This window comes from Halomonas getboli, from assembly GCF_023094245.1.
Taxonomy (GTDB): Bacteria; Pseudomonadota; Gammaproteobacteria; order Pseudomonadales; family Halomonadaceae; genus Halomonas; species Halomonas getboli.
In genome coordinates this window covers 308,106-333,568 of record NZ_JALMEW010000005.1, presented here as the reverse complement: position 1 = coordinate 333,568, position 25,463 = coordinate 308,106, and the positions used below count along the sequence as shown (strand labels likewise).

The following is a 25,463-nucleotide window of genomic DNA, read 5'->3' as shown; positions in this document are numbered from 1 at the left end:
TCGTGGCCCGTCATCTGACCCGCATCTTCCGCATGGGCACGGTCGAAGTGGCCGCGCTGCGCGGCGTCGACCTCGACCTCGCAGCCGGCGAGCTGGTGGTGCTGCTCGGCCCCTCGGGCAGCGGCAAGTCGACGCTGCTCAACCTGCTCGGCGGGCTGGACGCCCCCACCGAGGGCGAGATCCGCTTCCACGGCGAGCCGCTGACTGGCGCCGGCGAGCGCGCCCTCGACCGCTATCGCCGCGAACACGTCGGCTTCGTGTTCCAGTTCTACAACCTGATCCCCAGTCTCACCGCCCGCGAGAATGTGGCGCTGGTCACCGAGATCGCCCGCGACCCGATGACGCCCGAGGAGGCGCTGGAGATGGTCCACCTCGGCGCGCGCCTCGACCACTTCCCCGCCCAGCTCTCCGGCGGCGAGCAGCAGCGGGTGGCGATCGCCCGGGCCATCGCCAAGCGCCCCGAACTGCTGCTGTGCGACGAGCCCACCGGCGCCCTGGACCGCGACACCGGCATCGTGGTGCTCGAGGCGATCCTGCGCGTCAACCGCGAGCTCGGCACCACCACCGCGCTGATCACCCACAACGCGGTGATCGCCGACGTCGCCGACCGGGTGCTGCACTTCGCCGACGGCCAGATCGTCGACAGCCGCACCAACGCCGCCCGGTGCTCGCCCGCCGAGCTGGTGTGGTGAGCCGGCGGGATACCCCATGACCAGCCTCGACCGCAAGCTGCTGCGCGAACTGTGGCGCCTGCGCGCCCAGGTGCTCGCCATCGCGCTGGTGATCGCCTCGGGCAACGCCCTGCTGATCATGGCGCTGACCACCATCGAGGCCCTCGAGGAGACCACGGTCGCCTACTACGAGCGCTCGCGCTTCGGCGAGGTGTTCGCCGAGGTCACCCGGGCGCCGGAGGCCCTGAGCCGCGAGCTGGCCGAGATCCCCGGCGTGCAGCGCGTGTCGACGCGCATCCTCGAGGGTGCGCTGCTCGACCTGCCGAACTTCGCCGAACCGGTGGTCGGCCGGCTGGTCTCGCTGCCCGCCCACGGCGCCGACGCGATGAACGCCCTGACGCTGCGCAGCGGACGCCTGGCCGATCCCGACCGGCCGGACGAGACGGTGATCGGCGAGGCCTTCGCCGAGGCCCATGGGCTCGAGCCCGGCGACCGCTTCGACGCCGTGCTGCGCGGCCGGCGCCGCACGCTCCAGGTCGTCGGCACGGCGCTCAGCCCCGAGTTCGTCTACGCCATCGCCCCCGGCGGACTGATGCCCGACGACGCCCGCTTCGGCGTGCTGTGGCTGGGGCGCGAGGCCCTGGCCGCCGTCTTCGACCTCGACGGCGCCTTCAACGCCGTCAGCCTGACGCTCACGGCCGGCGCCGACGCCCGCGACGTGGTCGCGCGCCTGGATGCCCGACTCGCGCCCTACGGCGGCACCGGCGCCTACCCCCGCGCCGATCAGGTCTCGAACTGGTTCCTGCAGAACGAGATCGCCCAGCAGAAGAACATGGCCCACCTGCTGCCGAGCGTGTTCCTGGCGGTCTCGGCCTTCCTCACCCATCTGGTGATGGGCCGCATGATCGACACCGAGCGCCGCGAGATCGGCCTGCTCAAGGCCTTCGGCTACTCGCGGCTGGCCATCGCCTGGCACTACGTCAAGCTGGTGCTGGTCATCGGCGGACTCGGCGTGGTCATCGGCGCCCTGATCGGCGCCTGGCTGGGGCACTGGAACACCCGGCTGTACGCCGAGTTCTACCGTTTCCCCTTCCTGCTCTACCGCCCCGGGCCCGAGAGCTTTCTGCTGGCCACGCTGGTCAGTCTCGGCGCGGCGCTGGCCGGCGCCCTGTGGGCGGTGCGCCGCGCCGCCGCCCTGCCCCCGGCCGAGGCCATGCTGCCGCCCTCGCCGCCGATCTATCGGCGCAGCCGGCTGTCGCGCTCGGCGCTGGCACGCCACCTCGACGAGCCCACGCGCATGATCGCCCGCCGCCTGCTGCGCTGGCCGCTGCGCGCGCTGCTGGCAAGCGCCGGCCTGGCCATGTCGGTGGCGGTGCTGGTGATGGCGCTGCAGTGGCTCGATGCCGTCGACTCGCTGGTCGACAGCGTCTTCGTCCAGGGCCAGCACCAGGATGCCACCCTGGCCTTCCACGACCTGACGCCGCTGGGCGAACTGGCCGGCGTGGAGCGGCTGCCCGGGGTGCTGGCGGCCGAGCCGCTGCGGGCCGTGCCGGCACGGCTGCACCACGGCCATCTGAGCGAGCGCGAGGCCATCACCGGCCTGTCCCTCGACGCCGTGCTGAGCCCGGTGGCCGACGCCGAGGGCCGCCCCGTGCCGGTGCCGCCGGACGGCCTGCTGGTCTCGCGCCAGCTGGCCGGGATGCTCGAGGTGGCCGCCGGCGACGTGCTGATCGTCGAGGTGCTGGAAGGCCGGCGTCCGCGGCTCGCGCTGCCGGTGGTACGGCTGTTCGACACCGATGTCGGCAAGCCCGCCTACCTGGCACTCGATGCGCTCAACCGTCGCATGGGCGACGGCCGGGTGATGCGCGGCGCCCAGGTCGTCGTCGATCCGACCCGTCGCGCCGAGCTGCTCGCCGAGCTCAAGACCCTGCCGGCCGTCTCCGGCGTGCAGTTTCGCCAGGCCGCCATCGACACCTTCCACGCCACACTGGGCCAGACCCTGTTCATCTTCGTCGGCTTCTTCGTTGGCTTCGCCGCGGTGCTCTCGGTGGGCGTAACCTACAATGCGATTCGCATCGCCCTGGCCGAGCGCGCCCGGGAGCTCGCCACCCTGCGGGTGCTCGGCTTCAGCCGCTGGGAGATCTCCTACATCCTGCTCGGCGAGGTGGGGCTGCTGACCTGGCTGGCGATCCCGCTGGGCTGTCTGCTCGGCTTCGCCCTGGCCTGGTACCTGTCCAGCGCCTTCGCCACCGAGCTGTTCCGGGTGCCGCTGGTGATCACCGACGCCACCTACGCCCGGGCGGCGCTGATCACCCTGGCGACCGCCGGCGCCTGTGCCGCAGTAGTACGCCGCCGACTCGACCGCCTGGACCTGATCGCGGTGCTCAAGACCCGGGAGTGACGCCATGCACGTGAAGGGACGCCGAGGACTGCTGTGGGGAGGGCTGCTGGCACTGCTGGCCGCCGGCATCGGCTATGCCCTGCGCCCGCAGCCGGTGCCGGTGGATCTCGCCGTCGCCGAGGTCACACCGCTGCGCGTTACCGTCGATGAGGAAGGCATGACCCGGGTGCGCGAGGTGTTCACCCTGGATGCACCGGTGGCCGGCCGGCTGCGGCGCATCGACGTCGACGCCGGCGACCCGGTCGAGGCCGATCGCACGGTGCTGGCCACCATCGACACGGCCCCGCCGGCGCTGCTCGACGCGCGTCGTCTGGCCGAGCAGCGCGCCGAGCTGGCGGCGGCGCGCTCGGCTCGGGACCTGGCGGCGGCCGAACGCGAGCGGGCCGCCGCCGATCTGGCCTTCGCCCGCCAGGAGCTTTCCCGGGCGAGACGCCTGGCCGAGGAACAGAGTCTGGCCCGCCGGGCCCTGGAAGACGCCGAACGGGCCTTTCGCGTGGCAGCCGCCGACCTCGAGCGCAGCGAGGCCGCGCTGGCGGTACGCGAACACGAGCTGGAGCGGGCCGCCGCCCAGCTGCTCTCGCCGCTGGAGCTCGAGGCCCGTCAGGCCGCCTGCGAGTGCCTGACCGTCACCTCGCCGACCCACGGCGTGGTGCTGCGCGTGCTGCGACGCAGCGCCGGCATCATCGCCGCCGGCACGCCGCTGATGGAGATCGGTGACCCCGCCGATCTGGAGGTGGTGGTCGACCTGCTCTCCGAGGACGCGGTGCGCGTCTCGCCCGGCCAGGCGGCGATCATCAGCGGCTGGGGCGGCCCCGAGCTTGAAGCCACGGTGCGCCGCATCGAGCCGCTGGGCGTGACCCAGGTCTCGGCGCTGGGCATCGAGGAGCAGCGGGTCGACGTGGTGCTCGACCTCGACGCCCCGCCGGCCCACTGGGAGCGTCTCGGCCACGACTATCGGGTCGACGTCGGCATCTTGCTGTTCCAGGGCGAAGTGCTGCAGGTGCCGCTCGGCGCGCTGTTCCGCGACGGCGACGGCTGGGCGGTGTTCGTCGCCGAGGACGGCGAGGCACGGCGCCGGCCGGTGACGATCGGCGCGCGCAGCGACCTGGCGGTGGAGATCCGTGACGGCCTGGAAGCGGGCCAACGGGTGATCCGCTACCCCGGCGAGCGGGTCAGCGACGGCAGCGCCATCGTCGAGCGTTGAGGTCAGGCACGAGAGCCCCCAAACGCAAGCGCCCCGGGCCATGGCCCGGGGCGCTTCGCGTCTGCGACATGCCGGTCCGCGACGGTCTCAGTAGTCCACGACCCGGTTGGTCTTGGGCGTGCTGCAGCACGACAGGATGTAGCCCTCGGCGACGTCCTCGTCGGTGATGCCGCCGTTGTGCTCCATCTCGACCTCGATCACGGCCACGCGGCAGGTGCCGTCAGGAAAGAGTCCCATACCGCCATGCCCTTTCTGACTTGAGCTCGCAATACCCGCCTCAGTAGTCCACGACCAGGTTGGTCTTGGGCGTACTGCAGCACGACAGGATGTAGCCTTCGGCGACGTCCTCGTCGGTGATGCCGACGTTGTGCTCCATCTCGACCTCGCCCTCGATCACGGCCACTCGGCAGGTGCCGTCAGGAAAGAGTCCCATGCCGCCATGCCGCTTCGGCTTGAGCGCGAAGCATCCGCCTCAGTAGTCCACGACCAGGTTGGTCTTGGGCGTGCTGCAGCACGACAGGATGTAGCCCTCGGCGACATCCTCGTCGGTGATGCCGCCGTTGTGCTCCATCTCGACCTCGCCCTCGGTCACGGCCACTCGGCAGGTGCCGCAGATCCCCATACCACAGGCCTTCGGGATATGCAGGCCCAGCTTGGCGGCGGCGGTGTGCACGGTCTCGGTGGGCTGGATGCGCACGCTCTTGCCGGTGCTGCTGAACTCGACGCTGAGCATGTCGGAGACGTCGAGCTCCTCGGCCTCGGCCTCGGCCTGCTCGACGTTCTCGATGACTTCTTCCTGCACGTCCTGCGGCGTGGCGCCGAAGGCCTCCTCGTGGTAGCGGCTCATGTCGAAGCCGTTGTCCTGCAGCAGACGCTTGACCGCGTTCATGTAGGGCGTCGGGCCGCAGCAGAAGATCTCGCGCTCCATGAAGTCGGGCGCCATCAGCTCCAGCATCGCCTGGCTCAGATAGCCGCGGAAACCGGCCCAGGCCTCGCCCAGCTCGTCGCTGCGCTCACAGACGATATGCAGCTTGAACTCGGGAATCCGCGAGAAGATGTGCTCCAGCTCGCGGTGAAAGATGATGTCGCGGGGCGTACGCGAGCTGTGCACGAACTGCAGGTCCACCGCGGCATTGGTGTCGAACAGCCAGCGCACCATCGACATCAGCGGGGTGATGCCCACGCCGCCGGACAGCATCAGGTACTTGTCGGCCGGATAGTCGATGATGTTGAAGTTGCCGACCGGGCCGTGCACGGCCAGCTCGTCGTTGACCTTGAGGTTGTCGTGCAGCCAGTTGGAGACCACGCCGCCCGGCATGCGCTTGACGGTGATCGAAAAGCTGTAGGGCACCGACGGGGAGCTGGAGATGGTGTAGGAACGCATCACCTGCTCGCCGTCGATCTCCAGCTCCAGGGTCACGAACTGCCCCGGCTTGAAGAAGAACATCACCGGCTGTTCGGCCATGAAGCAGAAGGTGCGGGTATCCCAGGTCTCCTGGATCACCTTGACGCAACGCACCTGGTGGCGACCGTTGGTCCAGGTCTGGGTGGTGACGGGATTGACCGGGTTGAGGAAGTTCATTGTCATAGTGGTATCGCCTGGGGCTGCAGCGTGAAGGTCTCCGACTGCGGGGGACACCGCCTGCCGTTGGCAGAATTCTGCGCACCCCGGCGAGATCCCACTTGCCTGTCAGCGACATGGTCATGCCCACCAGGTCCATCGGCAGGACATTTATTCCCTTTGCTGGTCGCTGCTGCATCGCCATGCGTCGCCGGTAGACAACTCCGCCGCCGGACGCTGTTTCACACTCACTCCACCCGCCGCGGCCCTACCGGGGCGTGAACCGCCAGGCGCTGCATGAAAAGTCGACGAGGACACTTTTCGGGCGTTGCCTGGACCTTGGCCTGCACGTCAACAATCCCGAGGCTGCCGCAGCAGCCCAGCAATGAGGAAGCGTCCCACCATGGATTCTCTGTCACCCGCCCGTCTGGATGATCCCCTGGCCCCGGCACGCGAGGCCACCGCCGCGATGCTGGCCGAGCGCCAGCCTAACCACTCGCTGCCCCAGCCCTTCTACAACGACGAACGGCTGTTCGCCCTCGACATGCAGGAGATCTTCGAGAAGGAGTGGCTGTTCGCGGGCATGACGTCCGAGATCCCCGCCAAGGGCAACTTCATGACCCTCGAGGTCGGTGACAACCCGGTGGTGATCGTGCGCGGCAACGACGGTGAAGTCCACGCCTTCCACAACGTCTGCCGTCACCGCGGCTCGCGCCTGTGCGTGACCGACAAGGGCAAGGTCGCCAAGCTGGTCTGCCCCTACCACCAGTGGACCTACGAGCTGGACGGCCGCCTGCTGTTCGCCGGCACCGAGATGGGTCAGGCATTCAACCTCGCCGATCACGGCCTCAAGCCGGTTCACGTGCGCACCGGCGGCGGCTTCATCTTCGTCAGCCTGGCCGACGAGGCCCCTGAGATCGACGGCTTCCTCGAGACGCTGGATCACTACCTGGCGCCCTACGACATGGAGAACCTCAAGGTCGCCGTGGAATCCAGCATCGTCGAGCAGTGCAACTGGAAGCTGGTGCTCGAGAACAACCGCGAGTGCTACCACTGCAACGGCGCGCACCCGGAGCTGCTCAACTCCCTGCAGGAGTTCGACGACACCGACGATCCCCGCGCCACCCCGGCCTACAAGGACCTGGTCGCGCGCAAGCAGGCCGACTGGGAAGCCCAGTGCGTGCCCTACAAGCTGACCCGCCTGGACCGTCGTAACCGCCTGACCCGCACCCCGCTGCTGGACGGCGCGGAATCGATGACCATGGACGGCAAGCGCGCCTGCCAGAAGCTGATGGGCAACCTGCAGAGCGCCGATCTCGGCTCGCTGCGCATCCTGCACCTGCCGAACTCCTGGAACCACTTCATGGGCGACCACGCCCTGGTCTTCCGCGTCCTGCCGCTCGGCCCGCAGAAAACCGTGGTGACCACCAAGTGGCTGGTGCACAAGGATGCCGTGGAAGGCGTCGACTACCACCCCGAGCAGATGCGCAAGGTGTGGGACGCCACCAACGACCAGGACCGTCGCCTGGCGGAGGAAAACCAGCGCGGCATCAACTCCAAGAGCTACCAGCCGGGCCCCTACTCCGAGACCTACGAGTACGGCGTCATCGACTTCATCAACTGGTACAGCGAGCGCATGCTGGAGAACCTGGGCCACAGCCAGCCCGAGCTGCAGCTCGCCAACGGCTGAGCGCGGCGCGAACGCTCCACGATCAGGACCCGCCTCGGCGGGTCCTTTTTTATCCTCGCCTCGACGGTCGCCGCATCGGCTGCGACACGAGCGACCAGACACCAGAGCGCCCCGCCCGGGTTTCCGGGCGGGGCGCGCTCGTTCGGCAACCCAAGAGCGGCAGCAAGCCCCTCAGGCCGACTCGTTGTCTCCGCTCGGCAGCTCCATCAGATGCTGCTCGATGGCCGCGCGCACCGAGGGCAGCATCACGTCGGACTGGGCCATCAGCTCGCGCACCAGAGCGTCGAGCCCCGGCACGCCCACCTCGTCATGCTTGAGCCGCGCCAGGTGGGCGCAGGTCTCGGGGCAGGCATCCGCGGGGATATGCACGTCCAGCGCCACCAGTCGGTCGCGGAAATCGTCCCCGTCGATCAGGTCGACGATCATCATGGTGGGATCCTCCTGTGCTTGGTGTAAGGGCTCGGCGCCCTGCCGGGCTAGCGCCAAGATTGGCACCCCGCGGCACCGCCCGCAATGCCGACGAGCCTCCACAGCGAGGCCGTCGATGTCCTGCCGTTCAACGCATGACGGCGCCCCGAGGGGCGCCGTCATCGAGCGCGTCAAAGACGGCTCTCCTGGGCAATCGCATTGCCTCTTAGGCGGCCACGCTGCCGTGCGGATCGATGACGAATTTCTTGGCGGCACCGCCATCGAAGTCGGCGTAGCCCTGCGGCGCCTGATCCAGGGTGATCATCTGCACGTTGACGGCGTCGGCGATGTTCACCTTGCCGAACAGGATCGCCTGCATCAGCGGACGGTGATACTTCATCACCGGGCACTGGCCGGTGTGGAAGCTGTGCGACTTGGCCCAGCCGAGGCCGAAGCGCATGCTCAGGCTGCCCTGCTGGGCGGCGGCATCGGACGACCCCGGATCCTCGGTCACGTACAGGCCGGGGATGCCGATCTGGCCACCTGCGCGGGTCAGCGACATGGCGGAGTTCAGCACCGCGGCCGGCGCCTCCTGGCCGTGGTTGCAGCCGCAGGCATGGGCCTCGAAGCCGACGCAGTCGACGAAGGCATCGACCTCGCGCTCGCCGAGGATGACCTCGATCTTGTCGGCCATGTCGCCGTCTTCGGTCAGGTCGATGGTCTCGCAGCCGAAGCTGCGGGCCTGGGCCAGGCGGTCCTCGATCATGTCGCCGACGATGACACAGGCGGCACCCAGCAGCTGGGCGGAGACCGCGGCGGCCAGGCCGACCGGGCCGGCGCCGGCGATGTAGACGGTGGAGCCCGGGCCAACGCCGGCGGTGACGCAACCGTGGAAGCCGGTCGGGAAGATGTCGGACAGCAGGGTCAGGTCCTTGATCTTCTCCATGGCCTGGTCGGCGTCCGGGAACTTCAGCAGGTTGAAGTCGGCGTAGGGGACCATGACGTATTCGGTCTGGCCACCGACCCAGCCGCCCATGTCGACGTAGCCGTAGGCCGCGCCCGGGCGTGACGGGTTGACGTTCAGGCAGATGCCGGTCTGGCCGGACTTGCAGTTGCGGCAGCGGCCGCAGGCGATGTTGAACGGCACCGAGACCATGTCGCCCGGGCTCAGGAATTCGACGTCGCGACCGCACTCGACCACGATGCCGGTGATCTCGTGCCCCAGCACCAGGCCTTCCGGCGCGGTGGTGCGGCCCCGCACCATGTGCTGGTCGCTGCCACAGATGTTGGTGGTGACGACCTTGAGGATCACGCCGTGTTCGCACTTGCGATTGCCGAGGGCGAGTTCCGGGTAGGCGATGGACTCGACGGCGACCTCGCCCGGGCCCTTGTAGACGACTCCGCGGTTGTTTGAACTCATGTGGCTGGCTTCCTTCATGGTTTTTTGTGGGACTCACGGTACGAGACCGTCCTGCCGACCCTACCCCTCCTGCATCGCCGGAACGCTCCTCGAGCGGCTTCGTCATGTCCATTCGCGACCCCCTTCGACCATGTGGTGACGACGCACAGCTGCAGGTCGCTTTCACGACACTCCCCGTCTCGCCCCGGCGGCAAGAATGATCGGCGCCGCCCGGAGCGGCACACAATAACAACCGAGGAACACGTATGACTCACGATGACGATCCGGTGCTGACACCGGGACAGGACAACACCCAGATGATGGGGCTCGACTTCCATAACCCCGTCTTCCCGCTGTCGGCGCTGGCCATACTCGGCTTCATCCTCTACGCCCTGGTCTATCCCGACGCCGCCAACACTCAGCTGACCGCCGCCCGCGGCTTCGCCATCGAGCACTTCGACTGGCTGTTCATGATCGCCGGCAACGTCTTCGTGGTGCTGTGCCTGGCGCTGATCGTGCTGCCGCTGGGCCGCATTCGCCTCGGCGGCCCCGGCGCCCGGCCGGAACACTCGCTGGTGTCCTGGTTCAGCATGCTGTTCGCCGCCGGCATGGGTATCGGGCTGATGTTCTGGAGCGTGGCCGAGCCGGTCGCCTACTACACCGACTGGTACGGCACACCGCTCAATGCCCCCGCCCGCACCCCGGAAGGCGCCAGCGCCGCCATGGGCGCCACCATGTTCCACTGGGGCCTCCACCCCTGGGCGATCTACGGCGTGGTCGGCCTGTCGCTGGCCTTCTTCACCTACAACCGCGGCCTGCCGCTGACCCTGCGCTCGGCCTTCACGCCGCTGCTCGGCGAGCGCACCCGCGGCTGGTTCGGCCACCTGGTCGACATCCTCGCGGTGCTGGCCACCATCTTCGGCCTGGCCACTTCGCTGGGCTTCGGCGCCTCCCAGGCCGCCGGCGGCCTCAACTACCTGTTCGACGTGCCCAACACCCTGGGCACCCAGCTCGCCATTATCGTGGCGGTCACGGCGGTAGCGCTGTTCTCCGTGTGGCGCGGCATCGACGGCGGGGTCAAGCTGTTCTCCAACATCAACATGGTGATCGCCCTGCTGCTGCTGGTGTTCGTGGTGATCACCGGCTCTACCCTGCTGTTCGTCAACGACCTGTGGGACACCGGCCTGGCCTACCTGACCCACCTGGTGCCGCTGTCCAACTGGATCGGCCGCGAGGACGACACCTGGTATCACGGCTGGACCGTGTTTTACTGGGCCTGGTGGATCTCCTGGTCGCCGTTCGTCGGCATGTTCATCGCCCGGGTCTCGCGCGGCCGCACCGTGCGGGAATTCCTGATGGCCGTGCTGCTGGTGCCGACGCTGGTGACCCTGGTGTGGATGAGCGCCTTCGGCGGCAACGCCCTGGCCCAGTCCGCGGGCGGCGTCGGCGCGCTGGCCGACGGCATCGGCGAGGTCTCGCTGGCGATGTTCCAGATGCTCGAGCACCTGCCGATGACCACCCTGACCTCGACCCTGGCCATCGTGCTGGTGCTGGTGTTCTTCATCACCTCGTCGGATTCCGGCTCGCTGGTGATCGACAACATCACCGCCGGCGGCAAGGTCGACGCCCCGCGCACCCAGCGGGTGTTCTGGGCCACTCTGGAAGGCGTGATCGCCGGCGTGCTGCTCTACGGCGGCGGCGACAAGGCCCTGGGCGCGCTCCAGGCCGGCGCCGTGGCCACCGGCCTGCCCTTCACCCTGGTACTGCTGCTGATGGCCGTGGGGCTGGTCAAGAGCCTGCGAGAGGAACAGCGCGCCCTGGGCCTCGCCCGAGCCGCCTGATCCCGATCGCACGCCCCGACATGCCGAACCGCCGACGCCCCCGGCCGGGTCCTCCCGCCGGGGGCGTCGGCGTCAATGCGCCCCGTTCCGGCCCCGCGGGGCTCGACCTCGCCGCCGGTTACGGGCATGGTGGTAGCACCATGCCCGGACACCGGTCGGCGTCCGGGGCCACGAGCGTCAAACCGTCAGGAGAAAGAACCCCAATGTCCAAACGACTCGTGTCGGGCCTGATCGGCCTGCTGTGCCTGCTACCACTGGCCTCCACCGCCCTCGCCCAGTCCAGCCCCTCGGGCCAGGATGCCGGCAGCAACTACGACAGCGAGCAGTACCAGAGCTGGGAAGTGCGCTGCCCGACCGGCGGCCAGAACGCGCCCTGCAGCATGACCCAGCTGGTCACCAACCCGGACGACGACCAGCCGGTGATGCGGGTGATCATCGCCCAGCCGCCCCAGGCCGATAACCCGATCATGACCTTCCTGCTGCCGCTGGGCGTGCGCCTCGCCCCGGGCCTGCAGCTCAGCGTCGACAGCAACGAGGGCGTACCCTTCCCCTACCAGGTCTGCGATCAGCCGGGCTGCCGCGCCGACCTGCCGCTGGAGCCGTCGCTGATGCAGCAGCTGCGCGGCGGCAGCAACGCCACCCTCAGCCTGATCGACCCGCGCGGCAATCGCCGTGACCTGAACATCTCGCTGATGGGCTTCACCAACGCCAGCCGGCAGATCACGCCCTGAGCGATCCCCGTCGCTCAACGCGAAAAGCCCCGGTCGATGACCGGGGCTTTTGCTTTGGTACCTGGCGAGAGACGCTGCCGACTAGCGCAGCACGCCCTCTTCCTTCAGCAGCTTGAGAATCGCTTCCGCCCCCTCCTCCGCGGTGACGTCGGTAAGCACCTGGCCCCCGCCGCCCTCGGCCTTGGCCGCCGCGGCCTTGAAGCGGTCACGGGCCGAGGCGGCCTTGACGATCTTCAGGCGCTTGGGCCGCTTGCGGGCCGGCTGGGTCTCCCAGCTCGCCCAGGCTTCGTCCACGGTCACGCTGCCCGGCACCGCGGCCAGGTGGCCGCGACGCGCCGGGCCGTAGGCGCTCTGGCGCGGCGCCGGGGCCGCGCCGTCGACGGTGACGATGGCCGGCAGGCGCACCTTGAGGCGGCGACGCTGACCGCGCGGCAGCGCCTGCAGCAGGGTGGCGACGCCGTTGTCGACGCTCTCCACCGCCGCCAGGCCGCTGACCACCGGCCAGCCCAGACGCTCGGCCAGCAGATAGGGCAGCAGGCCGGAACCTTCGCCCTGCTCGGCGCGCTCGCCGGTGATCACCAGCTGAGGCGGCGCCTCATTAAGGGCATCGGCCAGCGCGGGCAGCGCATCGGCTCCCTCGGGCTGCTCGACCAGGGTCAGGGCGTCGAAGCCCATGCCCAGGTAGCCGCGCAGCGCCGGTTCGCTGTCCGCTTCCTTGCCGCCGGCATGCAGCAGCCGGACGTCGGCGCCGGCCACGCCGCGGGCCAGCTCCACCGCCCGGGCGTCCTGGTCGGCGCGACGCGCGCGGCCGGTGATGGGATGGCGTCCCACGGAGACCAGTACGGTGATCTCCAGCGAGGCATCGACTTGGGCTTCAGGCCGCATCGCGCTTCTCCTCTCGTTGCTGCTTGACCATGGTCACCAGCGACGCGAGCACCTCGGCCGAGTCGCCGATGACCGCCAGGTCGGCCCGCTTGATCATGTCGCAGCCGGGATCCATGTTGATCGCCACCACCTTGTCACAGGTCTGGATCCCCTGCAGGTGCTGGATGGCGCCACTGATGCCGACCGCCACGTAGACCCGGGCGGTGACCCAGGTGCCGGTGGCGCCGACCTGACGATCGCGCGGCATGAAACCGTCGTCGACCGCCACGCGGGACGCGCCCTCGGTCGCGCCGAGCACCTCGGCGGCGGTGTGGTAGCCGTCCCAGTCGCGGATGCCGTTGCCGGCGGAGAGGATGAACTCGGCCTCGGCCAGCGCCACGCCTGCCGGATCGACCGGCACCTGGCCCAGGTCCTCGATGCGCGAGATCGGCGACGGCAGCTCGGCGGGCAGGCTCAGCGCCTCGGCCGCATGGCGGTTGTCGTCGACCGGCTCGGCGCATTCCTCGAGCGCCAGGGTGATGCGCGGCAGCGGCCGCTGGATGTCGATGGTGGCCGCGGCACCGCGGGCGGTGCACTGCCAGCCCAGTTCGGCACTGGCGTCGGGCTCGAGCTGCCACACTCCGGTGGCCGGGCGCTCGCCGAGACGCGCCGCCAGGCGGCGACCCAGGTCGGCGCCGCCGAGCTTGGAGTCCGGCACCAGCCAGTGGCGCGGCGTCCAGGCCTGCTCCACGGCGACCAGCGCGCCGAGGCGGGCCTCCGGGGCGAAGCCGTCGAAGCGGGCGTCGTCGAGAATCAGCAGGCGGTCGACGCCGGCCTCGCCGAAGGCGTGCTCTTTCAGCTCGCCGTCCCCCGCGCGGTTGTACCCGCCGAAGACCACCGCCAGCACCGCGCCGCGGGCATCCGGGTCGGCGTCGGCCAGCTGCCGGGCCAGGCCCAGCAGGTCGCGGTCGTGGCTGGAGAGACGGCCGCCGGCCATATCCGGCACCACCGCCACCAGAAAGGCCGGCGATTCGATCTCGACCAGCGGCTTGCTCTGGGCGGCCGACTTGGCCGCGCCGGCGCCGCCACCGGCGCCCTGCTGGACGCCGCTGCGGTCGATGCGCTTGAGGCCGTTGGGGCCCATGAAGCCCACGGCATGCGGGTTGCGGCGGACGATGCCCGCGGGCCCCATCCACTCGCTGGCCGCGCCCTCACCGAGCTCGGCCAGGACTTCCAGGTGCTGCGGGTGCAGCCGGTTACGGGCGATCCACGCCTTGCGCGGATCGCGACGCACGATATCGCTCATCACGCCACCTCCACGGCCTGAGGCCGGTTCGATGATTGCCGGGCCGCACCGACGGACGCCTCGGGCGCCTCGGTCAGGGCGTTGGCGACCAGTTCGGCGATGTCGCGCACCTCGGCGGTGGCATCGACCACGCCCTCGAGCATCGCGGTGCACTGCGGGCAGCCCACGGCCACCACCTCGGCACCGGTCTCGCCCACGTCCTTCATGCGCATGTCGGGAATCCGGCGCTCGCCGGGAATGTCGGTGATCGGCGCGCCGCCGCCGCCGCCGCAGCAGCGCGAGCGGAACCCGGAGCGCTCCATCTCGGCGACCTCGATGCCGAGCGCCTTGAGCACGTTGCGCGGCGCCTCGTACTCGCCGTTGTAGCGCCCCAGGTAGCAGGGATCGTGATAGGTCACGCCGCCGCCCTTCCAGGGCTTGAAGTGCAGGCGACCCGCCTCGTACAGCTCGGCGATGTAGGTGCTGTGGTGACGCACCTCGTAGTGGCCGCCCAGCTCACCGTACTCGTTACCGAGCACGTGGAAGCTGTGCGGGTCACAGGTGACGATGCGCTGGAAGCGGTACTTCGACAGGGTGGCGATGTTGCGCTTGGCCAGGCTCTGGAAGGTCGCCTCGTCGCCCAGGCGACGGGCCACGTCGCCGCTGTCGCGCTCCTCGTTGCCGAGCACCGCGAAGTCGACGTCGGCGGCGCGCAGCACCTTGACCAGCGAGCGCAGGGTGCGCTGGTTGCGCATGTCGTAGGCGCCGTCACCCAGCCACAGCAGCACCTCGGCCTCGCCGCGATCCGCCAACAGCGGCAGCTCGAGGTCGGCGGCCCAGTGCATGCGGGCATCCGGGGCGAAGCCGCCGGGGTTGTCGGTGGCGATCAGGTTGTCGAGCACCTCGGCGCCCTTGTTGGGGGTGTTGCCGTGCTCGAGGGTCAGGAAGCGACGCATGTCGACGATGGCATCGACGTGCTCGATCATCATCGGGCACTCCTCGACGCAAGCGCGGCAGGTGGTGCAGGACCACAGGGTCTCGGCGTCCACCAGGGCCTTGCCTTCGCGGGCCACGATCGGGCCGCCGGGGGTGCCGGCGTGCTCGCCCACCGGCTTGCCCGGATAGGGGCTGCCGGCGTAGTTGGCGTCGCTGCCGCCGGCCATGCCGACGACCATGTCCTGGATCAGCTTCTTGGGGTTGAGCGGCTGGCCGGCGGCGAAGGCCGGGCACATGGCCTCGCAGCGGCCGCACTGCACGCAGGCGTCGAAGCCCAGTAGCTGGTTCCAGGTGAAGTCGCTGGGCTTCTCGACGCCCAGGGTGGCGTCTTCGTCGTCCAGGTTCAGGGCCTTGAGGCCGGTGGAGCGATTGCCCTCGCCGAAGCGCTCGGCGCGACGGTGGAAGGCCAGGTGCAGGGCGCCGGCGAAGGCGTGCTTCATCGGCCCGCCCCAGGCCATGCCGAAGACCATCTCGCCCAGGCCCCAGACCAGCACGGCGGACAGCGCCAGCGCCAACACCCAGCTGCCGAAGTCCTCGGGCAGCAGGCCCACGGCAGGCAGGGTGATGGCGAAGACGCTCAGCGAGAAGGCCATCAGGCTCTTGGGCAGGCGCATCCACGGGCCCTTGGACAGTCGCGCGGGGGGATTGCGACGACGGCGAGCCACGAAGCAGCTGCCGGCGAACATGGTGGCACTGGCGGCCAGCAGCACCCAGCCGAGCACGCCTTCGGCCAGGCCGAAACCGTGCACCAGGACCATCAGCACGGCCGCGGCGACGAAGCCGCCGGCGGTGGCCACGTGGGTGTTGGACATGACCTTGTCGCGGGCGACCACGTGGTGCAGGTCGACCAGATAGCGCCGCGGCACGGAGGCCAGCCCCTTGACCAGCGGCACGGGTGAGGGACGCCCCTGGCGCCACAGGCGCACGCGCCGGACGACGCCGATCGCCGCCAGGCCCAGCGCGGCGAAGATCAGGATCGGAAGTAAGGTATCGAGCATCTCGCTCACCTCATCGGCGAGCCGGAAGCGGCAAGCCGGAAGCTGAAAGAAAGCGCGCAACGCGCGGGATTTCCTTCCAGCTTCAAGCTTCGGGCTTCCAGCTAGGGGTTAAAAGTCCTTGCAGAGGCGCAGGGCGTCGTAGATCGCGGCATGGGTGTTGCGCGGCGCGGTGCAGTCGCCCAGACGGAACAGCAGGAAGCCGTCGCCGTCCTCGCTCAGGCAGGGCTGCGGCTTGATGTCGTACAGCGCCTCGAGATCCACCTGGCCCTTGTTGCGCGACTCCTGCTTGAGCGCGTAGTAGAGGCCCTCGTCGGGACGCACGCCGTTCTCGACCACGATCTGGTCGACCACGCGCTCCTCCTGCTGGCCGGTGTACTCGTTCTCGAGCACCGCCACCAGGGAGTCGCCCTCGCGATAGACCTTGTGCAGCATCAGGTCGGAGGTCATGATCACCTCCTTCTCGTAGAGGCTGCGATAGTAGGTCGGGAAGGTGGTGCCGCCGACCGCCGCACCGGGCTTGATGTCGTCGGTGACGATCTCGACCTTGGCGCCCTTGTCGGCCAGATAGTCGGCCGCGGACATGCCGGCGAACTCGCACAGGGCGTCGTAGATCAGCACGTTCTTGCCCGGCTCGACCTTGCCGTCGAGCACGTCCCAGGTGCTGACCACCAGGCTCTCCTCGGGATTCTCGGAGTAGCCCCACTCGGGGTACTGGTCGAGATAGGGCCGGCCGCCGGTGGCGAGCACCACGATGTCGGCCTTGAGGTCCTTGATGGTGGCCTCGTCAGCGCGAGTGCCGAGACGCAGGTCGACGTTGAGGCGGGCCAGCTCGAGCTGATACCAGCGGGTGATGCCGGCGATCTGGTCACGCTGAGGCGCCTTGGCGGCAGTGGTGATCTGCCCGCCGATGGCCTCGGAGGCCTCGAACAGGGTCACGTCATGGCCACGCTCGGCGGCCACGCGAGCCGCTTCCATGCCACCGGGGCCACCGCCGACCACCACGATCTTGCGCTTCTTGCCTTCGGTGGGCTCGATGATATGCGGCAGGCCCATGTACTCGCGGGAGGTCGCGGCATTCTGGATGCACAGCACGTCCAGGCCCTGGTACTGGCGGTCTATGCAGTAGTTGGCGCCGACGCACTGACGGATCTGGTCGACCTGGTCCATCTTGATCTTGGCGATCAGGTGCGGGTCGGCGATGTGTGCGCGGGTCATGCCCACCAGGTCCACGTAGCCGCCTTCGAGGATGCGGCTGGCCTGGTTCGGGTCCTTGATGTTCTGGGCGTGGATCACCGGCTTGGAGACCACTTCCTTGATGCCCGCCGCCAGGTGCAGGAACGGCTCCGGCGGGAAGGACATGTTGGGGATGACGTTGGCCAGGGTGTCGTGGGTGTCGCAGCCCGAGCCGACCACGCCGAAGAAGTCCACCTGACCGGTGGCATCGTAGTAGGCGGCGATCTGCTTCATGTCGTCGTGGGACAGGCCGTCCGGATGGAACTCGTCGCCGCAGATGCGCATGCCGACCACGAAGTCGTCGCCGACCTCGGCGCGCACGGCCTTGAGCACTTCCATGCCGAAGCGCATGCGGTTCTCGAAGCTGCCGCCCCACTGGTCGGTCCGCTTGTTGACGCGCGGGCTCCAGAACTGGTCGATCAGGTGCTGGTGCACGGCGGACAGCTCGACGCCGTCCAGGCCGCCTTCCTTGGCCCGGCGCGCGGCCTGGGCGAAGTCACCGATGATGCGCCAGATCTCCTCCTCCTCGATGGTCTTGCAGGTGGAGCGGTGCACCGGCTCGCGGATGCCAGACGGCGACAGCAGGGTCGACCAGTTGAAGCCGTCCCAGCGCGAGCGACGACCCATATGGGTGATCTGGATCATGATCTTGCCGCCGTGCTTGTGCACGGCGTCGGCCAGATTCTGGAAGTGCGGGATGATGCGGTCGGTGGACAGGTTCACCGAGCTCCACCAGGCCTGCGGGCTGTCGATGGAGACCACCGAGGAGCCGCCGCAGATGCACAGGCCGCAGCCGCCCTTGGCCTTCTCTTCGTAGTACTTGACGTAGCGGTCGGTGGTCATGCCACCGTCGGTCGCATAGACCTCGGCGTGGGCGGTGCTGACCACGCGGTTGCGAATGGTGAGGTTGCCGATCTCGATCGGCTGGAAGATCGCGTCGAATGCCATGGGTGATGCCTCCTCAGCCCTGCGCGTTGTTCGAGATTGCGGCGATCGGACGGGTCACGAAGACGCCGACGTCACAGCCTTCTTCGGCGCCGCTCTGGGTCTGCTCGGCGACGGTGCGCAAGTCGCTTCCACGGGCGGCGAGGATCTGGTCCATGGCGCCGGCGAACCAGCCGGTGAACATATATTCGATCTTCCGGCCGACCTTGCCCATCTGATAGACGAAGGCGCTGTGCTCGAGGCGCACGCGGCAGGTGCCGGCGTCGAGGTCGATGTCCTCGGTGATGAACAGCCCCCAGCCGCGCTGGGAGAGGCGCTTCATGTAGTGCTCGAAAACGTCGACGCCCTCGAGGCCGTGGCATTCGGCCTCCTTCTCGCACCAGTGCCAGGCGCTCTTGTAGCCGGCATGGTAGAGAATCTCGGCGTACTTCTCGGCGCCCAGGGCCTCTTCCACGGCCACGTGGTTGTTGATGAAGAAGTGACGCGGCACGTACAGCATCGGCAGGGCATCGGTGGTCCAGATACCGGTGTCGGCATCCACTTCGATCGGCAGTTCAGGGGCCATCTTGGTCACGGTCTTGTTCCTCGGATCTTGCTGATTGTTATGGGGCTCAGGGCGGCGAGCAGCAGGATTGGGCGCGCAGTGCGAGGCGCGAAGGGCGAACGGCGAAGGGCGAGAGCGGGAGCCGGCTCCTCAACCCTCACGCCTCGCCACCCCTCACGCTCCCCAGACGTCCTTCAGGACATTGACCCAGTTCTCGCCCATGATCTTGCGCACCTGGCGCTCGCTCATGCCGCGCTTGAGCAGCGCCTCGGTGAGGTTGGGGAATTCGCCGATGGTGCGAATGCCTTCGGGATTGATGATCTTGCCGAAGTTGGTCAGGCGACGAGCGTAGCCCTTGTCGTGGGTCAGCCACTCGAAGAACTGCTTGTCGTGCCCCTGGGTGAAGTCGGTGCCGATACCGATGGCATCCTCGCCGACGATGTTCATCACGTACTCGATGGCCTCGACGTAGTCGTCGACGGTGGCATCGACACCGGCACGCAGGAAGGGAGTGAACATGGTCACGCCGACGAAGCCGCCGTTGTCGGCGATGAACTTGAGCTCCTCGTCGGACTTGTTGCGCGGGTGTTCCTTGAGGCCGGACGGCAGGCAATGGGAGTAGCACACCGGCTTCTCGGAGGCCTCGATCACCTCGCGGGAGGTGTGCTCACCGACGTGGGAGAGGTCGCACATGATGCCGACGCGGTTCATCTCGGCGACGATCTCGCGACCGAAGCCGGACAGGCCGCCGTCGCGCTCGTAGCAGCCGGTGCCGACCAGGTTCTGGGTGTTGTAGCACATCTGCACGATGCCGACGCCGAGCTTCTTGAAGATCTCGACGTAGCCGATCTGATCCTCGAAGGCGTGGGCGTTCTGGAAGCCGTAGATGATGCCGGTCTTGCCCTCTTCCTTGGCCCGGGTGATGTCGGCGGTGGTGCGCACCGGACGCACCAGGTCGCTGGACTCGGCCATCAGGGCATCGGTCTTGACGATGTTATCGACGGTGGCCTGGAAGCCTTCCCAGACGGACACGGTGCAGTTGGCGGCAGTGAGGCCGCCCTTGCGCATGTCCTCGAACAGCTCGCGGTTCCACTTGGCGATAACGAGGCCATCGATGACGATGGCGTCCTGGTGCAGCTCGGCAGGGGTCATGGCAGGGGGCTCCGTAGTAGCGCATGGTCACGCCGGCAGCATATCCCCCGCCCTGCGGGCCCCGGCGCCTGGAAACGACCGGGAAAATTCCAAAAGCGTCACGCCCGTCGCGATCGCGACACGGCGGCAGATCGACGCCGCCTCTAGAGACGTTCGAGGTAGCTGGCACCGCCGAGATTGCGCATCTGCCCGCGGATCCAGGCACTGCGACGCAGCACGTGAGCGCTGGGGCGGGAGGCACTCCAGCCGCGGGGATTGGGCAGGATGGCGGCCAGCCGACTGGCCTGGACGTTGCTCAGATGCGACGCCGACACGCCGAAGTAGTGGCGCGAGGCGGCCTCCAGACCGAACACCCCATCGTCCCACTCGGCGATATTGAGATAGACCTCGAGGATGCGCTGCTTGGGCCACAGCGTCTCGAGCAGCAGGGTGAACCAGGCCTCCAGGCCCTTGCGCACCCAGCTGCGGCCGGTCCACAGGAAGAGGTTCTTGGCGGTCTGCTGGCTGAGGGTGCTGGCACCGCGCAGGTCGCCGCCATCGAGGCTGGCTTCGACGGCGCGGCGCAGCTCGACCAGGTCGAAACCGTGATGCTCGGGGAAGCGCTGGTCCTCGGCGGCGATCACCGCCACCTTGGCGCTGTCGGCGAGCTGGTCCCAGGGGCGCCAGTCCTGGCGGATATCCAGGGATTCGCCGTCGCGCCAGGCTTCCACCTTGCGCTCGAGCATCACCATCGAACCGCCCACCGGCACCACGCGCAGCATCAACACGGCCAGCACGCTGAGGCCGATTCCACCCAGCAGCGCGAGCCCCAGGGCCCGCGCCAGCCATCGCCATCCTTTTCGCATCGCTCCCTGCCCGGCACTCGTCAGGGGCCCACTCCCCATTGGCGGGGATGGACCCTCCCGGCGCCAGGCCTTCGCGTTAGCTCAGCCTGACGCTGGCATAGGTCGGCTCCCCCCGGGCCTGGTCCAGGGCGCTCATGGCCGCGGAGACCGGGGTGTCGGGAACCGACTCGAACGAGGCGGACTGTAGCATGACCGCGGCCTCCTGCCCCAGCTGCACCGGCAACAGGTCCACGGCGCTGGAGCCCAGGCGCTCGTCGCGGGGCGGAATGCCGAAATACTCGCGGTAGCACTTGGAGAAGTGCGGCGTGGAGACGAAGCCGCAGGCCGAGGCCACCTCGATGATCGACATCGGCGTCTGCTTGAGCAGCTGCCGGGCGCGGGTCAGGCGCAGCTTGAGGTAGTAGCGCGACGGCGAGCAGTGCAGGTTCTTCTGGAACAGCCGTTCCAGCTGGCGCCGCGACACGTTCACGTAGCCGGCCAGCTCGTCGAGGCTGATCGGCTCCTCGAGGTTGGCCTCCATCAGCGCCACGATTTCCAGCAGCCGCGGCTGGGTGGTACCCAGCACGTGCTTGAGCGGCACCCGCTGCTGGTCCTGCTCGTTGCGCACGCGGTCGTAGATGAACATCTCGGAGATGCCGGCGGCCAGCTCGCGGCCATGGTCGCGGCCGATCAGGGTCAGCACCATGTCCATCGGCGCGGTGCCGCCGGAGGAGGTGGCACGGTCGCGGTCGATGGAGAACAGCCGCGTGGTCAGCGAGACCTTGGGGAAGGCCTCCTGCATGGCGGCCAGGCACTCCCAGTGCACGCTGGCCTCGTAGCCGTCGAGCAGCCCGGCGCGGGCCAGCGCCCAGGTGCCGGTGCAGACGGCGCCGAGACGCCGAGACTGGCGCGCCTCGGACTGCAGCCAGGCGACGTGTTCACGCTGGACGCTGCGCTGCGGGCCCACCCCGCCGCAGACGATCACCATGTCCAGCGCCAGCGGCACGGTGGTCGAGGCATCCGGGGTGATCTGAAGGCCGTCGCTGGCGCGCACCGGGCCGCCGTCGAGGGTCAGGGTATACCAGCGATAGAGCTCGCGACCGGCCAGCTGGTTGGCCATCCGCAGCGGCTCGATGGCCGAGGCGAGCGAGATCAGGGTGAAGTTGTCCAGCAGCAGAAAGCCGATCGTCTGTGGTACGTCGGCATGACGCGAGGTCGAGGGAGCGCTTGTCATCATCGGTCTCCAGCACGGTGGTGTCTTGTCGTCGTTATTGTGTGTCAGGCAGGGCCGGCCTCATGGCGGAGCACCTGTCGCGGACAGGCATGCTCAGCGCCGAATTTACCCGCCATGTCGTTTTCCGGCATGTCAAATTTGCCTATCGAGGAGCGATTTTCCGGTTTACCGCGACAATGAGTCGCTCCTGGGAATGCCGGCGTCGCCAACGGACATGGAGACAGAACGAAGCGTGCCGCCCAGGAGGGCGGCACGCGATCGGACGAGCGGCGTCGGCGCTTCAGCGCCGGGCGTGGAGATGCTCGGCGTGGTAGCGCAGGTGATCGTCGATGAAGCTGGCGATGAAGAAGTAGCTGTGATCGTAGCCGGGCTGGCGACGCAGGGTCAGCGGATGGTTGTGCTCGGCGCACACCGCTTCCAGGCGCTCGGGGCACAGCTGCTCCTCGAGGAAGTCGTCGGCTTCTCCCTGGTCGACGAACAGCGGCTGACGCGAGGCGCCGCGCGCCACCAGCTCACAGGCGTCGTACTGAGTCCACTCGCTGGTGTCTTCCCCCAGGTAGCCGCCGAAGGCCTTGCGGCCCCAGGGACACTGGGTCGGATTGACCACCGGCGCGAAGGCCGACACCGAGCGGTAGTGCCCGGGCCGGCGCAGGGCCAGGATCAGCGCGCCGTGACCGCCCATGGAATGCCCGCTGATCGCCTCGCGGCCGTTGACCGGGAAGTGCTGGCGCACCACCGAGGGCAACTCCTCGGCCACATAGTCGTACATCCGATAGTGGCCCTTCCACGGCGCCTGGGTGGCGTTGACGTAGAAGCCCGCACCGGTGCCGAAGTCGTAGCTGTCGTCCTCGCCGGGCAGGTTCAGCCCGCGCGGGCTGGTGTCAGGGCAGACGATGGCGATGCCGAGCTCCGCGGCCAGGCGCTGGGCGCCGGCCTTCTGCATGAAGTTCTCGTCGGTACAGGTCAGCCCCGACAGCCACCACAGCAGCGGCACCCGCTCGGTCTCCGCCTGGGGCGGCAGATAGATGGCAAAGGTCATCTCGCAGTCCAGCGCCCGGGAGCGATGGCGATAGCGCTTGTGCCAGCCGCCGAAGCTGCGGTTGGCCGAGACCAGCTCGAGCTGTTCGGTCATGGTCATGAGCGACTCCTCATGGGGTTCGAGAGATGCCGGGCGTCGCCTACGCGACACCCGGCACCGAAGACAGGGCATTCACTGCCGCGGTGATCGGGCTCACGTCATCCGCCTGTGGACGGGCACGCGTCGAGCCCTCCAAGCGGCATCGGACACATGTCGAGCCCTGCGCGTGACAGCGGGCGCGTTGATCAGTAGTGCAGCACGGTGCGGATGCTCTCGCCCTTGTGCAGCAGCTCGAAGGCCTCGTTGATCTTCTCGAACGGCATGTCGTGGGTGATGAAGTCGTCGATGTTGATCTCGCCCTTCATGTAGCGATCCACATAGCCCGGCAGCTCGGTGCGACCCTTGACGCCACCGAAGGCGGAACCTTTCCAGACCCGGCCGGTGACCAGCTGGAAGGGACGGGTGGAAATTTCCTCGCCGGCGCCGGCGACGCCGATGATCACCGACTCGCCCCAGCCCTTGTGGCAGCACTCCAGCGCCGAACGCATGACGTTGACGTTGCCGATGCATTCGAAGGAGTAGTCGACGCCGCCGTCGGTCATGTCGACGATGATCTGCTGGATGGAGTCGCTGTAGTCCTTCGGGTTGACGAATTCGGTGGCGCCGAACTGCTTGGCCAGCTCGAACTTCTCCGGATTCACGTCGATGGCGATGATGCGGCTGGCCTTGGCCATGACTGCGCCCTGGATCACGGCCAGGCCGATGGCGCCGAGACCGAACACGGCCACGGTGGAACCCGGCTCGACCTTGGCAGTGTTCATGACCGCGCCGATGCCGGTGGTCACGCCACAGCCCAGCAGGCAGATCTTGTCCAGCGGCGCTTCCTTGGAGACCACGGCCAGCGACACCTCGGGCACCACGGTGTATTCGCTGAAGGTGGAAGTGCCCATGTAGTGGTGCAGCTTCTTGCCGTCGAGGGAGAAGCGGCTGGTGCCGTCGGGCATCACGCCCTTGCCCTGGGTCGCCCGCACGGCGCCGCACAGGTTGGTCTTGCCCGACAGGCAGAATTTGCACTTCCCGCACTCGGCGGTATAGAGCGGAATGACATGATCGCCGGGGCGCAGGCTGGTCACGCCCTCGCCCACCTCCTCGACGATGCCGGCGCCCTCGTGGCCCAGCACGGACGGGAACAGGCCTTCCGGGTCGGCGCCGGACAGGGTGTAGGCATCGGTGTGGCAGACGCTGGTGGCGGCCATGCGGACCAGCACTTCGCCGGCCTTCGGACCCTCGACGTCGATCTCGGTCAGCTCGAGGGGCTTGCCCGCTTCCAGGGCGATGGCGGCGCGTGACTTCATGATGCATTCCTCTCGGTGGGTGAGTCTTTTCACAGTCTAGGCAAAACCGCATACTCGGATAAACTGCACGAAACGCATGACATTATTGCCACTGAGCAACAATCTGCCGAAGGACACACCGCATGCAGCGATGGGATCGCGTCGAGGCCTTCATCGAGGTCGTGCGCCTGGGCGCCTTCAAGGCCGCCGCCGAACGGCTCAAGGTCTCGAGTTCCCACGTCAGCCGGTTGGTCAGCCAGCTGGAGAACCAGCTGGGCACCACCCTGCTCTACCGCACCACGCGCCGGATTCGCCTCACCGAGGCGGGCCAGCTCTACTACCAGCACTGCCAGCATCTGTTCGAAGGCTTCCGCGAGGCCGAGACGGCGGTCAAGGAGCTGCAGGACACGCCCACCGGGCGGCTGAGCCTGACCTGCGCCACCACCTTCGGCGAGCGCTTCATCGCCCCGCTGGTGCACGACTTCATGCGCGCCCATCCACGGCTCGAGGTGCGCATGCACTTCACCAACCGCCAGGTGGACATCATCGACGAGGGCTTCGACATCGCCGTCCGCATGGGCCGGCTCGAGGACTCCTCGCTGGTCGCCCGGCGCCTATGCGAGCGCCGCGAGTATGTGGTCGGCTCACCGGACTATTTCACCCGCATCGCCCAGCCCCACAGCCTGTCGGAGCTGTCGCGCCATCGCTGCCTGGTCGGCTCGCGTGACTACTGGCGCTTCGACGTCGACGGGGTGCGCCGCGACATCCGCGTCGACGGCCCGCTGAGCGGCAACTCCGGACCCGCCCTGCTCGATGCGGCCCTCAAGGGCCTGGGGCTGGCCCAGCTGCCCGACTACTACGTCGAGGAATACCTGGCGCGCGGCCAGCTGATCAGCGTGCTCGACGCCTATCGCCACGGCGACACCGCGGTGTGGGCCGTCTATCCCCAGCACCGCCACCGCTCGGCCAAGGTCCATCGCTTCCTCGACTACCTGGTCGCTCATATCGGCGACATCCTGCCGTCCCGGCGAGGCTGATCGAGGACACAAAAAAAGGCGCGCCACCCGAGT

At 68.5% G+C, this 25,463-nt stretch carries 21 protein-coding genes and 1 pseudogene; 7 read left to right on the top strand and 15 right to left on the bottom strand.

The genetic code is table 11. The annotated features are described in order from the left end of the window. Nucleotides 1-2 precede the first annotated feature (2 nt). Genes MYL53_RS12775 through MYL53_RS12765 form a run of 3 tightly spaced genes read left to right on the top strand, consistent with a single transcriptional unit; the run spans nt 3 to nt 4,276 of the window. Nucleotides 3-692 carry an ABC transporter ATP-binding protein gene (locus MYL53_RS12775; RefSeq protein WP_247854328.1) on the top strand — a complete coding sequence of 230 codons (690 nt, stop codon included), beginning with the start codon at nt 3-5 and terminating at the stop codon, nt 690-692. Nucleotides 693-708: 16 nt separating this feature from the next. Beyond that, nucleotides 709-3,072, top strand: a complete 2,364-nt coding sequence (locus MYL53_RS12770) for an ABC transporter permease (RefSeq protein ID WP_247854327.1) — start codon at nt 709-711, stop codon at nt 3,070-3,072. A 4-nt stretch (nt 3,073-3,076) separates the two neighbouring features. Then, nucleotides 3,077-4,276, top strand: a complete 1,200-nt coding sequence (locus tag MYL53_RS12765; RefSeq protein WP_247854326.1) for an efflux RND transporter periplasmic adaptor subunit — start codon at nt 3,077-3,079, stop codon at nt 4,274-4,276. 87 nt (nt 4,277-4,363) lie between these two features. Here the strand turns inward: MYL53_RS12765 and MYL53_RS12760 are convergent, their stop codons facing one another. The 3 genes and pseudogenes from MYL53_RS12760 to MYL53_RS12750 form a co-directional block, all read right to left on the bottom strand. Further along, nucleotides 4,364-4,513, bottom strand: coding sequence for a 2Fe-2S iron-sulfur cluster-binding protein (locus MYL53_RS12760; RefSeq protein WP_425591755.1), 150 nt, complete (start codon nt 4,511-4,513; stop codon nt 4,364-4,366). A gap of 40 nt (nt 4,514-4,553) precedes the next feature. Next, nucleotides 4,554-4,712: pseudogene (locus tag MYL53_RS12755) on the bottom strand (2Fe-2S iron-sulfur cluster-binding protein); the annotation flags it as partial. 36 nt (nt 4,713-4,748) lie between these two features. After that, a complete protein-coding gene (locus MYL53_RS12750; protein ID WP_247854325.1) occupies nt 4,749-5,864 on the bottom strand; it encodes an FAD-binding oxidoreductase in 1,116 nt (371 codons plus the stop codon). A gap of 376 nt (nt 5,865-6,240) precedes the next feature. Between MYL53_RS12750 and MYL53_RS12745 the strand changes: the two genes are divergently transcribed. After that, nucleotides 6,241-7,527 carry an aromatic ring-hydroxylating oxygenase subunit alpha gene (locus tag MYL53_RS12745; RefSeq protein WP_247854324.1) on the top strand — a complete coding sequence of 429 codons (1,287 nt, stop codon included), beginning with the start codon at nt 6,241-6,243 and terminating at the stop codon, nt 7,525-7,527. A gap of 171 nt (nt 7,528-7,698) precedes the next feature. Here the strand turns inward: MYL53_RS12745 and MYL53_RS12740 are convergent, their stop codons facing one another. Continuing rightward, complete coding sequence (locus tag MYL53_RS12740; RefSeq protein ID WP_247854323.1) at nt 7,699-7,956, bottom strand: hypothetical protein; 258 nt, start codon at nt 7,954-7,956, stop codon at nt 7,699-7,701. Nucleotides 7,957-8,161: 205 nt separating this feature from the next. Beyond that, complete coding sequence (gene fdhA, locus MYL53_RS12735; protein ID WP_247854322.1) at nt 8,162-9,355, bottom strand: formaldehyde dehydrogenase, glutathione-independent; 1,194 nt, start codon at nt 9,353-9,355, stop codon at nt 8,162-8,164. A 245-nt stretch (nt 9,356-9,600) separates the two neighbouring features. Between fdhA and MYL53_RS12730 the strand changes: the two genes are divergently transcribed. Further along, nucleotides 9,601-11,175, top strand: a complete 1,575-nt coding sequence (locus tag MYL53_RS12730; RefSeq protein ID WP_247854321.1) for a BCCT family transporter — start codon at nt 9,601-9,603, stop codon at nt 11,173-11,175. Between the two features lie 203 nt (nt 11,176-11,378). Further along, entirely contained in the window at nt 11,379-11,906 is a 528-nt protein-coding gene (locus tag MYL53_RS12725; protein WP_247854320.1) for an invasion associated locus B family protein, read from the top strand. Nucleotides 11,907-11,987: 81 nt separating this feature from the next. On the opposite strand, the gene etfB is transcribed toward MYL53_RS12725, so the two are convergent. The 10 genes from etfB to MYL53_RS12675 all read right to left on the bottom strand — a co-directional run bounded on the left by etfB (nt 11,988) and on the right by MYL53_RS12675 (nt 24,414). After that, nucleotides 11,988-12,791: an electron transfer flavoprotein subunit beta gene (etfB, locus tag MYL53_RS12720; RefSeq protein WP_247854319.1), complete on the bottom strand. Its 804-nt coding sequence runs from the start codon at nt 12,789-12,791 to the stop codon at nt 11,988-11,990. Next, nucleotides 12,781-14,076 (bottom strand): electron transfer flavoprotein subunit alpha, encoded by a 1,296-nt coding sequence (gene etfA / locus MYL53_RS12715; RefSeq protein ID WP_247854318.1) that lies wholly within the window; start codon nt 14,074-14,076, stop codon nt 12,781-12,783. Before etfA ends, etfB begins: the two co-directional genes overlap by 11 nt. Beyond that, complete coding sequence (locus tag MYL53_RS12710) at nt 14,076-16,049, bottom strand: (Fe-S)-binding protein (RefSeq protein WP_247854317.1); 1,974 nt, start codon at nt 16,047-16,049, stop codon at nt 14,076-14,078. Before MYL53_RS12710 ends, etfA begins: the two co-directional genes overlap by 1 nt. Before the next feature lie 108 nt (nt 16,050-16,157). Continuing rightward, nucleotides 16,158-18,230: a dimethylglycine demethylation protein DgcA gene (dgcA, locus tag MYL53_RS12705; RefSeq protein WP_247854316.1), complete on the bottom strand. Its 2,073-nt coding sequence runs from the start codon at nt 18,228-18,230 to the stop codon at nt 16,158-16,160. 13 nt (nt 18,231-18,243) lie between these two features. Then, entirely contained in the window at nt 18,244-18,801 is a 558-nt protein-coding gene (locus MYL53_RS12700) for a DUF5943 domain-containing protein (RefSeq protein WP_247854315.1), read from the bottom strand. Between the two features lie 144 nt (nt 18,802-18,945). Further along, nucleotides 18,946-19,923 carry a dipeptidase gene (locus tag MYL53_RS12695; RefSeq protein ID WP_247854314.1) on the bottom strand — a complete coding sequence of 326 codons (978 nt, stop codon included), beginning with the start codon at nt 19,921-19,923 and terminating at the stop codon, nt 18,946-18,948. 143 nt (nt 19,924-20,066) lie between these two features. Continuing rightward, the gene (mtgA, locus tag MYL53_RS12690; RefSeq protein ID WP_247854313.1) at nt 20,067-20,768 is read right to left on the bottom strand and encodes a monofunctional biosynthetic peptidoglycan transglycosylase; all 702 of its coding nucleotides are present in this window, start codon (nt 20,766-20,768) and stop codon (nt 20,067-20,069) included. A 76-nt stretch (nt 20,769-20,844) separates the two neighbouring features. After that, nucleotides 20,845-21,981 (bottom strand): choline metabolism transcriptional regulator GbdR, encoded by a 1,137-nt coding sequence (gene gbdR / locus MYL53_RS12685; protein ID WP_247854312.1) that lies wholly within the window; start codon nt 21,979-21,981, stop codon nt 20,845-20,847. Nucleotides 21,982-22,261: 280 nt separating this feature from the next. After that, entirely contained in the window at nt 22,262-23,119 is an 858-nt protein-coding gene (gene fghA / locus MYL53_RS12680; RefSeq protein WP_247854311.1) for an S-formylglutathione hydrolase, read from the bottom strand. 185 nt (nt 23,120-23,304) lie between these two features. After that, nucleotides 23,305-24,414 (bottom strand): S-(hydroxymethyl)glutathione dehydrogenase/class III alcohol dehydrogenase, encoded by a 1,110-nt coding sequence (locus tag MYL53_RS12675; protein ID WP_247854310.1) that lies wholly within the window; start codon nt 24,412-24,414, stop codon nt 23,305-23,307. Nucleotides 24,415-24,536: 122 nt separating this feature from the next. Here MYL53_RS12675 and MYL53_RS12670 point away from each other — a divergent pair, with 122 nt between their 5' ends. Continuing rightward, complete coding sequence (locus MYL53_RS12670; protein ID WP_247854309.1) at nt 24,537-25,430, top strand: LysR family transcriptional regulator; 894 nt, start codon at nt 24,537-24,539, stop codon at nt 25,428-25,430. The last annotated feature ends 33 nt before the right edge of the window (nt 25,431-25,463 follow it).